Consider the following 12,657-nt stretch of genomic DNA (forward strand, 5'->3'; position numbering starts at 1 on the left):
GCAGCGTACAACTCGGCCAGCCCTATTACATTCCAAATACATTGTGTCAAGAAGGCCTAATTGATCTCCACAACGCAGTTAAGAGATAACCCCCCCATAACTGGAGTCTACAAAAGAAAGAAATAGTTGATAGGTTAAAGAGAGGCAAAGATACTGGCTTGTTCAGAAGTTCCCTAGCTGCTAACATAATTCAAAATACGTTCTGCACTCCTCTCAAGGACATGAAGTGAGTACATTCATCACCGCCATTTTTGCATTTGCCGCAACCTGTTTTTTCATCTATCTCTACAAGCCATTAGCTATTAAGGGAGGCTTAGTTGACATACCCAATAAGAGAAAACAGCATACAGGTAATATTCCTCTAATAGGAGGCTTAAGTATTTATTCAGCCTATTTGGGAATTAGTTTAATTACTGGCGAGCTTAGCCCTACTCAGGTGACATTCCTAACTTGCTCGCTGATTATGATCATTCTTGGTGCTGTTGATGACTATAAAGACCTTTCATTCAAACTTCGCCTAGTTATTCAAGCCGCGATAGCCTTAATAATGGTTTACGTGGGAGGAGTAAAAATCGACACTCTAGGTAATTTATTTCACTCTGGCGAGATAGAGCTTGGGAAGATATCAGCAGTCTTTACTGTAATCGCTGTCATTGGGTGCATAAACGCCTTTAATATGATGGATGGTATTGATGGACTATGCAGTGGAGTTACAATTACTACTTTAATGGCCATCGTCCTTTTCAACTCAAGCTCCACACCTCTTACCATTAATGTTACCGCTTTAATTCTTTGCCTTTTAGCCTACATCATTTTTAATTTACAACTACTTGGCAAACGAATACCAAAAATATTTATGGGAGACGCTGGTAGTATGTTTATCGGATTTTCCGTTGTTTGGCTCCTAGCTGAGACCACTCAAAACAGCTCTCAAACTCCACCTGTTATGGCCATTTGGATTATAGGTATTCCCTTAATGGATATGGGAGCTATAATGATCAGAAGAACAAAAAAAGGACAATCTCCATTCAAACCCGATAGAAATCATCTTCATCATATCCTGATGAGATATGGATATAACGCTCGTGAAACATTAGTTATTATTCTGGGGCTTTGCCTCACCGTAATCACTACAGGATACGTGCTAATGAAACTCCAGCTAAGTGAATGGCAGTTACTTTGTATTTGGCTCACACTATTTTTCTTCTACTCATACACAATGAACCGTGTATCACAGAGCCAACACTTAAAATCTCAAAATAAGTGATATCAAACCCGCAAATTAACTCGTAAGTGCAACTCTCGTCCTAAGCCGCAGCTTTTAAGCCTTCATAGACCTTCTGCAGCCGCCTAAACCCAAGACACTTTCTGTGTCTCAGGTATAATTCTTTTCTATGATAGCTAAATCATCATTGGTCACGAGCCTAAGATCGCTTCCCTTTGAAACATACTACCTCAAATTTTCATTTAGCCCTCGCTCCTATGAAGTGTATGGATGAGCAAGATATGTCATTACCTGAAGAGCTTCTTCGATCTTTTTATAATGGGTAAATTCGCGACCATTATCAAACGTTATTGTCTTTACGAAGTTCTTGTGTGGCTTAAGCATGCAGATAATGGCTTCGCTTATTTCATCGGTTAACTTGCTGTTTACTCTGCGGATCAAGTACAACCGACTCTTTCATTCTGCAAGCGTAACAATGATACCTGTTCCATGTTTTCCTAACACCTTATCCGCTTCCCAATCGCCTAGTCTGGCACAGGCTTGAACCTTCGAAGACCCGAGGTCAATTGATCGCGCATCAGCAATCGGTAAGCGATTTTAGTGCTTACCTTTACGGTATTTTCTGTCGCATTGTTTTAGGTGTTTGAATAGCGTTCCACCGGACAATTTATCTTTGGCAATGAACCGGTAAATCCATTCATGACTTCACCGGAAAACCAAGTTCATTCAGCACAGCCGATACTTTTTCAGCGCTCCAATCCGCCTCTATAAAACTGTGAACATAGAACTCGGTTTGAGCTGATATGCGATACTTGGAAGCCTTGATCTTTCTGGTTTGGGTATGCTTTTGCGCCGACGCGGAACAATATTCGTTTCCCTCCGTATTTCGTTTCAACTCTCTACTGATGGTGCTGGGATCAACCTCCAGCAACTCAGCAAGCTTTCTCTGACTCAAACTCTGGGATAAATAGGCTTGAATCTGGTATCGTTGACCTTCGACTAGCTGCCTTTTACTCATGTGTTTTCTTTATGTTGTGGTGACTAAAGCTTACCATCAACAGGCAGTTGCTCTCTTCTCACCAGCTCAACCATTAGTGTTGCACTTATTATCTAAAAATAATAACCACTCTAATGAGAGCTGCTAATAGAATTACTCACTAAGGAAATCACTAAATTTTGTTTTTAACAAGCTCGCGCCCTGCTCAGAAAGGTGATCTTCGTCGAAATAATATGAGTGAACGTTATTGCCAACGGGACAATAACGCTCATCGCAAAAAGTAGATGTAGGATCTATAACAACGATTTTACCATCATCCAACTCCTCTAATAGGGCTAAATTCGTGGCACTTTGAAAATCAATATGGTCTTTATATGATACGGAATTTATTCTTAACCGCTCAGCTGAGAGCTTATAATCAGTAAAAGAATCATAATACAAACTTATGGGTAAACGTTTCTGCATTGGAACCTGAAGCACTAAACCGACCTTCATACCATCACTATAAAAACGCTCAACAAAGTCACCTACACCAGCAACTAAATTTTTCTGAGACTGCACCTTATCAGCACTATTACCTAAAGGATCACCAATATAGACCATATCAGCTCCTGAGTAATTCCCTTCAGAGTAATAAGTCCACCGAGATGCCAATACAATATAATCAAATTTTTCCACTTCAATTAAACTTAGAACTAACTTGTTCAAATGGGAACAAACCGAAGAATCTTTTCTAATTGTCATTGAGTTAATAATTGGAGGGCACCCCCCCATACCAATATAATACAAAGAAAAGTCATTATCTTTAGATAAATCTTCCAGCACAGGTACCAAAGAATTAGCATGCGAGTCGCCAATCAGAAGTAAGCTTTTGCTACCATCAGAGATCTTACAGTTCTGAATATCTTTAATTAATAGTGCTTTATTGTTAAAACATGGAGCAGGGGTTTTGGAAATTGAAGAAACCACGCTATCAGGAATAGGATAGAAGGCCACTAACGGAGGATATTTATATAGCACTAATGAAGAAAAAAATAACAACAAACTCAATAAAATAGGCTTATTGCCCACAAAGAAGGAAAAACTACTTTTAGGCTTTGAGATTTTATAGCTTTCAATAAACCTATAACTTAGGAATCCAAAGAACACAGAAATAATGACACCAAAAAAATAGTACTTAATATTCAAATTATAACGTTCGATAAATACTACTACTGGCCAGTGCCAGAGATATATTGAGTATGACCATTGGCCTAAATAAAAAGTAACTCGATTATCTACCAAAACACTTGATTGATAACCAGCTATAAGCACTAACATTGTCGATAAAACAGGCAACAAAGTAACTATACCTGGCCAAGTGGAACTTTCATCAACTATCAGCGTGGTGACTAAAATCCCTATGGAACCTGTGTAAAACAAAAATCGATTTGTAGTGGGAGTGAATTTAATAGGGTAAAAGCAAAGTAATGATCCAGCAACCATCTCCCAAGCTCTAGTCGGTAGCATAAAATACGATAAGGATGACCAATTAGAAGATGTATAAATAGAAAAAACGAATAAAAATAAAAAAATTATAAGAATTAATTTCTTAACATTAAATATAGAGAATTTACTTAAAAAAAATCTCAATAGAAGGGGGTAAATAATATAAAACTGCCACTCCACAGAAAGAGACCAAGTGTGCAGTAAAAACTTTGATCGCGAATCTTGATCAAAATATCCTGATTCCAACCAATAAACAAAATTAGAGATAAATGAAACCGAAGATGCAGAATGTTTAGCAAGTAAGGAATATTCATTTGGATCTAATATAAATAACCCGAGAATCAATAAAACCAACACTAAAACCAAGAGAGCAGGAAAGATCCTAAAAATCCTGGATATGTAGAATAAACTTAAGGAAAAACTTCCTGATTTAACGCCTTTGACAACTATCGCTGTCATAAGATAGCCAGATAAGACAAAAAACACATCCACTCCAGCGAAACCTCCAGAAAAGGAAGTTGGAAAAAAGTGAAATAGAACAACTATTACTACTGCTAAAGCTCTTAAAGCATTAATGTCATATCTAAAGTTTAATTCACTCATTAATAGTGGCCTATTCCTTAATTAGCACAAAGCCAAGCATAAAGGCCTTTTCATGGCTTACTGTTTTATCAATAAAATTATAAATAAGTTTTTTAATAAACTCTGTGTAAGAAGATGATATTAAAGGTCTTTGAGCCTTATAAACTTTTTCAAGTCTTAAACCGCTTTTTCTAAAAAGTTCTAAGTACTCATTAAAGGTAAGATCAACATCTTTTAACCCTTTTAGCTCTAGCTTTCTAGCGTGATAAACATCCAACTTAAAATATCTTGTAAGCTCTCTGACCAAAAAATTATAGTTCCTAACTTCAATATAGATTTTAGCACCTTGATTTAAAGATGAAATAATGTTTCTGAGCGCAACATCTTTATCTTCAATCTCATCTAGTACCGTAAGTGAAAGGCATTGATCATATTTCTTATCCAATTGATCTTTAGTAATATCAGAAAACCTAAAATCCTTTTCAGGATAAACATCCTTTGCCCAGGATATCTTATTCCTATCAAACTCAGTGCCTAAAAACCGCCCATTAAAGTAAGCAGACGAGAATCCCCAGCCGCATCCAACATCAAGAGTTGATAGTTCTTTACTTAACCCAAGTTTCATAAAATAATCGTTATAATAAGCTTCAAGTGCGCTGTTTTTTTTAAAATTTATTCCCTTAATAACCATAATTAATCAACCTTTGTGTAAGTAGGCACCAAATAGAATCCAAGGCATTTCCTAACGCACAAATAAGACAAGGCGTTCCTCAATGACAAACTAATAGCGATGGATAAACAGGCTCCTAACAGAGAAAATTCGAGCGTCAACGGAATAATCAATATAGATAAAATCAATGATGAAATAAGTACATTATCTCTCATTTTATTCTGGTTTCCAGTCATATTCAGTAATGGTCCCGTTGGACCTGTAACGAGATTCACCACCTGCCCAAACAAAAGAAAATAAAAACAATTCCTGTATTCAATCAGATCAGAAGAGAAAAAAATCAAAAGAGCATCGGAAAATAACAACATAAAAGGAACTAATATAGCACTGATTAAGCACATCAATAACATAGAAAGATTTGCAAATGACTTTATCTTATTAAAATCACCTTTAGAAAATAAAATTGAGAATTTAGGATCTAAAAGTGTATTAAAAACCAATACAAAAAAACTCAATACGAGTGCTATTCTAAGAATAATAGAGAAAACACCAACTTCGAAATCACTAAGAATAAATCCAATAACCAACACAATCCCATACTGAACAAAGTAGTTTATATTATCAGATATCGCATAATCCACCATACCTTCTTTCCATTGATAACTCTTAAAAAAAGAAACCCTAAAGAATGAAGAGCTAGCTTTCAGTTTAAAAATCGCAGCTCCTTGTCTAATAGAAATCACAAAAAACAACAGTGTTGAAATTAAAAAGCTTAGGGTGAGAAAGTCGAGTTTTGAAAACCCACTTAGAACAGGAAAATAGGAAAGAACATAGAAAAATACTAATGTCATCAAAACAATACCTGCATTTTCAAAAATAGGCGAAACATGGGCCTTCCCTATAACCTTAAAATATGCACCAAAACAAAACACAAAAGAGTGAAAAGGAGCTGTCAACAACATAAGCTTTAACTCATTATTATTAAAATCCTCAAAAAAACCAAGTACCACAAAATAAACAACTAAAGTCATTAATAATGCTGTATAAAAAATAAAGAGACCAACCTCAACAAATGTTTCAGAGAGTTTTTCGAAATTCCCTTTTCCATAGAAGAACCCCCCCCATCGAACTAACCCTAGTGATAAACCAAATCTAGAAAAGGTCCCTATCCCAAGAACCAAGGTATACAAAAAAATAAACCGCCCAAATCCATCAACACCAAGCTCTATCGTTACAACAAAAGTTAACAACAAAGATGCTAATACATTCAACGCTCTAGAGAAAAAGTTTAAACAGAGTTGATTAATAAAACTACTGACCATGAGGGGTAAACCTAAAAGTATAATAATAAAAAAGAATAACTAATGAAAAAATATAAGGGTAAAAAAGAACTAAACTTACATTCTTTAAACTGTATACAAATAAATAGTAAACAGGAAACACCAAAAAGTGATTCACCGCCCCCCTATAGGTTATCAACCTATAAGAAGGAAGCACCAACAAAAAGAATAAAATCAACCAATAGAGTATAAAATTAACAAAAAAAACAGAATCCACCTGATATGAATTAGCCAAAGAAGGACCGTAAGTAATAAATCCAAATTCTAAACTAGGCGTAAATATCCTAAAGAATGCAAGAATACTTTGATATCCAGATCTGTTTGAAAGATTTTCAGATATTCCTATCCCTCCAGATTGAAACGATGACAGGTCAGAAAATTGACTCATGGTTGACGACAACGAATATAAAGCCCCCAATGAAAGTACAACTGCACAATAAAAGACAAACTTTTTTAAAACCAAAGGCCTCAACTTAATCATAAAAATAAAAAATAAGCTCAGCATAATCGCAACAAGATTAGAAAAAGAAACCGTAGAAGATAAAGAAAACAAATATAAAAAACTAAACAGGATACTTATACCTGACGAAAATCCTTGAAAGTAAAGTCTAAAAGAAAACCCCACAAGAATTAAAGAGAAGAACACATGAGGCTCAGCAGATAGTCCTGTTGGCATGAATTCAACGCCAATTAAATTGAAAGCTACCTCTGAGCCAGGTAAGAAATTTGAAAAACCAATAGACTTAAATCTAACTTCACCATCAACATCTAATTTTCTATATATTGCCTCATCATGTAAGGCAGTAGGTGCATGTGAAAAAGTATCAAAATCAATCACTGCTAAAGATAAACAAAGAAAGTTGATGATCACCAAAATATCAGTATATTTATATAAGATCCGCCCATATTCTTCATACCCAAATCCAACACTTTTAAAATAAGTTATTGACAAAACAGTGAGTATAATCATCGGAGAGGCCGAAAAAGGAACCCCCATAGCTATTTGACCTAATAATTCTATTACGCCAAATAGAAAAATAATAAAGATCAGTCTATCTGGTATTCTAACTGATGATTTAATTAATAAGAAAAATACCAGAAGAAAAAACACATAAACAAATTGCAGCGTGTTACCTCCCCCCAAAGTTAAAATACTTAATAGAGGAGTAGTCTCCATAGACGAAAGTAAGATAACCAATACTGCTGCGAGAGTAATCTTCATATAAATATGTTAACTATTAATCAATAGTCTTTAGTAAGCCACATGAATGCATCTTCTTAGCAGCCTCAACTATCAAATAAATATCTAGACCACTTTTTTCGGAAATACTAAATAAATCACTTTTTCCATCACAAAAGTGAATAAGCCACTTCACTGCCTTAGTAAGATCACTTGCAAATCTATGATCTTTGTTGAAGTAAAGCCCATCATAGTTTGACATAAAAGGCTCACAATAAGGGGTTGTGGACTGATATACCTTATTCTCTTCTAACAGCTTAAATACTTCTACATATGTATTTGATGTTTCCAGAAGAGCATCAAAGCTAATAATATTTTTATTATCCAGGGATGTATGATACTCAGGATACTGGTGATAAGGTGTCCTCATCAAAGATCCCACAGGTAAATTCACTCCCAACGAACAATATTGTCGCTCGTCACTACCTGACGGTGAAAACTCCTTCCATATCAGTTCTTTACTAGAATTACGGGTAAAATAGCACTTTATTGCTCTATCAATAAGACTTTCGCCTGATCGAGAACTTTTATACTGATATTCTTTATCGTGTCCGACACATGTCGAAATTAAACCGCCAATTAAACTTGCTTTCAGATGTTCAAAGTTTTGCGATATATAAGTGATTGCACCAATTGTTTCAGGAGCAAAAACAAACCTATAGGAATAATAGTTGTCACTTCTACTAGCCAATGCTGAAGCCGTTGCTAGAGTAACTAACACTCCGGAGAGCTCATTAATAGCAAGAGAAGGATGGCAAGTATAGGTATGAACTAGAATCTCTTTATCAGACTCTCCTTCAATAAGGAAATCAGAAATCGTCATACTACCGACGAAAAGTTCAGTATCTACAACGACTTCGTAAATACCTTCTTTCAAACAATTATATTGATCAAATGAAAGACAAAAACCCCAAGTTTCCCTGTAGTAACTTGTTTTGTATGGGATAGCGCTGGGTAATTCTGGCATTGTGTGCAATCGAGGACGAAGCTCGTTTAATGTTAACTTACCTTGAAACGGAATTGAGTAATTAACTAAATGTAAATTATTCTCGGAGAAGTCACACAATTTTTTTCCATCAGGATCTATAATATAAGCCTGATTTACTTTCCACTCTCTTGGGACAGACCAGTCGAAAACCTTCGTACCTGTAGGTACTTCATAGGTATTCAAAGGAATATAATTTGAGAGAATTTTATGAGTCTCTCGAACACCATCACCCGTAATACTTCTATTTAAAAACCATAACGCGTCAAAAACCTTTTCGAGCTCTTGTAGACTCAACATCTTATACTCCTTTAAAACTGTCTTTATAAAAATACTTATAATTACTCCATTTATAATATTCCGAAACAGAATCGGTTAGTTCAGCTTCTGTAAACTCAATAGGATAGTCCCAGTTTTTCATCTCTTGTTCCAAGAAAAACTCAATAACTTTTTGTTCGTCTTCAGTGATTCTCTCTTTCCAACGGCCAACATTACGATCTGAAATAGAGAACATTTTTTCTCCACCATGACTGTTTCCAGCCTGTGAGACCCCAAAGCTCGTAGGTTTAAGGAGTACATCACTGTATTCTATTCCTAAGAACTCACAGATACCATTCAGAACGTTCACAGGATTTTTAACAAGATCTTCAAATCGTACAACTTTATAACGATCACAGCCGTACTTCTCGATATTAATCCGAGCAAGTTTAAAACCAATTTCGACCCTATGAAGAACACTAGCAAGACTACTATTTTCAGTTTCACCCAGATTAGAATAATAACTTGCAACTCCTGATTTGATAGCAGCGAAGTTATCTCGTGGATCCCTAATTAAATGTAAAAACTTTGCATTTGGGTACATAGAAAAAAGTTGATTTGCATAAATTTCAATACTAGTTTCTTTCCAGACAGAAAACTTTTGATCTAGTCCCCCCATATACTCTTCGTAGCTATAAAAAAGTGTATCAAGTATCGCCTTAATGTTACGATAATCTAAGTTCGAGGCATTAGCGTAAAACCGCTTACTAAACTCTTCTACAGAGAACTTGTCTTTATAACCTCTCTTATCCACTTTTTTTTCAAGCATTCTAAACACAACTGAATCAAGCCTATCTTTCAGCTCTAGCTCATTTGAAATACTTTCTATATGCTTCGGATAATATCCATAAAGCAAACACAAGTCCTCAGGGTATGTTAGAAGATTTGAGTGACCATTCAATAGATTTAACAACATTGTGGTTCCAGACTTTCTGTGCCCACAAAGGAATAACGGCTCCATTAAATCATTTCCTCAATATTTTTTAATTCTTTTGCTTCAATTTCGATTAAAGAGTAAATCGGATTCTTCTTAGTTAAAGAATCAGTCTTAATACAAGTCAAACCCCCAATATGAACAACCCACCTATCTACATCCTTAACCGTACCGTCTTTAGAAACTTGCTGAACACCACCGGCAATTGGTCTAAAAAGGGACTGATCAAACCTATAACCACTAATGGAGCCATCAGTATTAAACACTTGGGCCACACGAGATGCTTGTAGCAAATAATTTTTTGGTACCAATGCTTCAGATATATTTACAATACAAACATATTCATACTCACTAGAATTGACCACCCTCTCAATCAACGGGTGACTTGAAATTTCCTGGGCTTCAGATTCAGTCCACTGATCGAGAGGTATATTAGAAAACTCGCTCCAATTTTCTAAAGTATCCGAATACCCTATGATTACTTTTGAATCTATACGAGAGCTGTATTCTGTTAAAAAACTCGCCAAGTTAGAGATTGACTTGCGTTCTTCATTAACAGATATACTTCCTGAATCATTAATGAGTAAATAAAGCGTTTTAGGGAAAGTTAGCGCTTCTTCAGTGGCCCGTTGCTCTATCATTTTGATTCGAGTATCAAACAATCTAGACTTATTGGTAGACAAGCTAGTATGCCCCTTACGATAAAAAAAGCACTTATGATCCAACAAGCTAATTTTATGATTCCTTAGCTTTAGATATAAATCAAACCCGTCTTGGCACGAAAAGTTCTCATAGTAGCCACCTAAAGAAAGAAAATCTTCTCTCTTTATAAGAGTGCAAGCACCATGTAGAGGCTCATCATGGGTAATAGCATTATTATTTAGTCCACGACTCAGGCAATGGTGCTCACCAATAACTTTATCCTTACCATCGACGTAGAAGAAATTACCAAAAACTAGACTTGGAGAGTCCTTATATATTATTTTTTTCATCTCTGAGATATAAGATGAATCCAACCAGTCGTCAGCATCTAATCTAACAATGTAGTCTGAATCAATGCTATTTAGTACTCTATTTCCTACTGCACCTAAAGGAATGTTTTTAAACTGCCAAAACTCCCAAGAGTATTGATTCCGTATTTTTTCTAAGTAATCAACTGAGCCATCGGTAGAGCCATTATCAATTAATATCACATCAAAATCATTATCAGATTGGTTCAATATACTATCGATAGCTTTTGGGAGAAATCTCTTATAATTATAATTAAGTAAATAAATTGTAATTTTATGACTACCCATAGAAAAAATCCCTAACAAACAGCTCTATACCATCTAAACCCTTTAAAACCCCCAAAGAAACACCTTCCATATAGTGTTCATACCTATCTTTCTCAGAAAGATAAACCACAAAAGGAATCTCCTCTTCACTTGCTTCTACAATTATACTTGATGGTCTAAATATATATAACGAACAACCTTTAAACTTATCACCTGTCACAATATAATTACTATTGCCGGGATATAAATCTAAATATTCCGAAAAATCCTCTCTAGGATGAGGACTAACGTAAACTGTTAAATGAGGAAAGTTATCAACCAGTAATTTCACCAAGCTCAAATTAATTTCCAAATGATTTGGATTAGTAGCAAAATAGATAGAGTCACTAATTCTTCCAGGAGTCTGTTTAAACTTTGGTTCCCTATTTAAAGTAGAAACTACATAATCATCATCACCCTTATAGCCAATAAAATACGAATTCAAAATTTCTGACTTTTCAGAAAATTTCATATGAAACTTCGTTATATATGTTCTCTTGATACCGTCTAGTTTTCTGAGCGCGCCATGTTGATAAACCTCATGCTCAATATTATTCCGCTTGCAAATGACCCCTATAAACTGCATTCGCCTACAAAAAGTACCAAAAGAAAAGGCTAGACTAACATTATGGTTAACGAGTACATCATATATAAATGCGTATTCAAAACTAAATAATAAAGCCTCGCCACGACTTATACCGTATTTTCTAAATTTATTACTAAACAACAAGCCTCCATAAAGTACGCTCATTAATTTGAGCACTGAAAGCAAATGATAATTTCTAGAAAACTCTAAAGGAGTTTGATAATTAAGATTAAGTACCTGTGAAGAGTTATAATCAATCGAGTGATTTGACCAATGAAAACCTACTTCCTCGTAACTCTGTTTACTACTTTTTCCTTTCATTAACCTTAGAAAAAGCAACAAAAAAACCCCTAAGACAGATTTCAAGCTTCTGCTTTTATCAATTTCTCTTTGAGATGCATTTCTTAAAATCTCCGTATTTATAGTGCTATTCTTCAAGCCCGTTTCAAAATCTTGAAAAACCTCACTTTTGCTTAGAAACAAAAATCTCACCTTCACCGATATCCCTTGTAACCACAGAATTAGCTCCCACTACAGCTCCTCGGCCAATAGTTACTCCAGGCATTATCAATGAATTCTTGCCAATAAACGCATGCTCATTAATCGTAACCTTTTTCTGAATAACAGGTCTTTCAGGTACTGAAAGCTCGTGTCCATTTCGATGATTAGTCTCATATGTACTAATATACACATCGGGGGCTAGAGTAACACCATTCTTTAATAGAACATCACTACCAACAATACAATGAAAATTCTGCCCAATCCTTACAAGGCCATCTACATAGATCTTCCCTTGTCCCTGGAATTCAATCCTCCAATTAGGAAACAACCCTAACGAACCTTTTACGATTATTCTATTTCTTAATCGATAAGGAAAAACAGGTGCACCAATGTAGCTCTTAAGATCGCCGGATAAACCATAAACAAAACGATAAAGGCTATATCTTAAGATCCATATTGCATATTTCAAATACAT

Annotated in this window: 10 protein-coding genes and 1 pseudogene; 1 reads left to right on the top strand and 10 read right to left on the bottom strand. The window is 35.2% G+C overall.

The features are described 5' to 3' along the window. The first annotated feature begins 226 nt into the window (after positions 1-226). A complete protein-coding gene (gene wecA, locus ACFOEK_RS04595; RefSeq protein WP_386716838.1) occupies positions 227-1,267 on the top strand; it encodes a UDP-N-acetylglucosamine--undecaprenyl-phosphate N-acetylglucosaminephosphotransferase in 1,041 nt (346 codons plus the stop codon). Positions 1,268-1,307: 40 nt separating this feature from the next. Here the strand turns inward: wecA and ACFOEK_RS04600 are convergent. The 10 genes and pseudogenes from ACFOEK_RS04600 to ACFOEK_RS04645 all read right to left on the bottom strand — a co-directional run bounded on the left by ACFOEK_RS04600 (position 1,308) and on the right by ACFOEK_RS04645 (position 12,657). After that, positions 1,308-2,243, bottom strand: a pseudogene (locus ACFOEK_RS04600) (IS30 family transposase). 132 nt (positions 2,244-2,375) lie between these two features. Further along, complete coding sequence (locus ACFOEK_RS04605) at positions 2,376-4,313, bottom strand: acyltransferase family protein (protein ID WP_386716841.1); 1,938 nt, start codon at positions 4,311-4,313, stop codon at positions 2,376-2,378. 10 nt (positions 4,314-4,323) lie between these two features. Beyond that, positions 4,324-4,983, bottom strand: a complete 660-nt coding sequence (locus ACFOEK_RS04610) for a class I SAM-dependent methyltransferase (protein WP_386716844.1) — start codon at positions 4,981-4,983, stop codon at positions 4,324-4,326. 2 nt (positions 4,984-4,985) lie between these two features. After that, on the bottom strand, positions 4,986-6,284 hold the full coding sequence (locus ACFOEK_RS04615) for a hypothetical protein (RefSeq protein ID WP_386716847.1): 1,299 nt from the start codon (positions 6,282-6,284) through the stop codon (positions 4,986-4,988). Further along, the gene (locus ACFOEK_RS04620; RefSeq protein WP_386716850.1) at positions 6,274-7,524 is read right to left on the bottom strand and encodes a hypothetical protein; all 1,251 of its coding nucleotides are present in this window, start codon (positions 7,522-7,524) and stop codon (positions 6,274-6,276) included. Before ACFOEK_RS04620 ends, ACFOEK_RS04615 begins: the two co-directional genes overlap by 11 nt. Positions 7,525-7,540: 16 nt before the next feature. After that, positions 7,541-8,827, bottom strand: a complete 1,287-nt coding sequence (locus tag ACFOEK_RS04625) for a DUF4910 domain-containing protein (RefSeq protein WP_386716853.1) — start codon at positions 8,825-8,827, stop codon at positions 7,541-7,543. A 1-nt stretch (position 8,828) separates the two neighbouring features. Continuing rightward, on the bottom strand, positions 8,829-9,806 hold the full coding sequence (locus ACFOEK_RS04630; RefSeq protein WP_386716855.1) for a sulfotransferase family protein: 978 nt from the start codon (positions 9,804-9,806) through the stop codon (positions 8,829-8,831). Beyond that, entirely contained in the window at positions 9,806-11,077 is a 1,272-nt protein-coding gene (locus ACFOEK_RS04635; RefSeq protein ID WP_386716858.1) for a glycosyltransferase family 2 protein, read from the bottom strand. Before ACFOEK_RS04635 ends, ACFOEK_RS04630 begins: the two co-directional genes overlap by 1 nt. Continuing rightward, entirely contained in the window at positions 11,070-12,164 is a 1,095-nt protein-coding gene (locus tag ACFOEK_RS04640) for a hypothetical protein (protein ID WP_386716861.1), read from the bottom strand. The genes ACFOEK_RS04635 and ACFOEK_RS04640 overlap by 8 nt, the downstream gene beginning before the upstream one ends. Continuing rightward, positions 12,145-12,657, bottom strand: coding sequence for an acyltransferase (locus ACFOEK_RS04645; RefSeq protein ID WP_386716864.1), 513 nt, complete (start codon positions 12,655-12,657; stop codon positions 12,145-12,147). The genes ACFOEK_RS04640 and ACFOEK_RS04645 overlap by 20 nt, the downstream gene beginning before the upstream one ends.

The organism is Litoribrevibacter euphylliae (assembly GCF_042646085.1).
GTDB lineage: Bacteria > Pseudomonadota > Gammaproteobacteria > Pseudomonadales > Litoribrevibacteraceae > Litoribrevibacter > Litoribrevibacter euphylliae.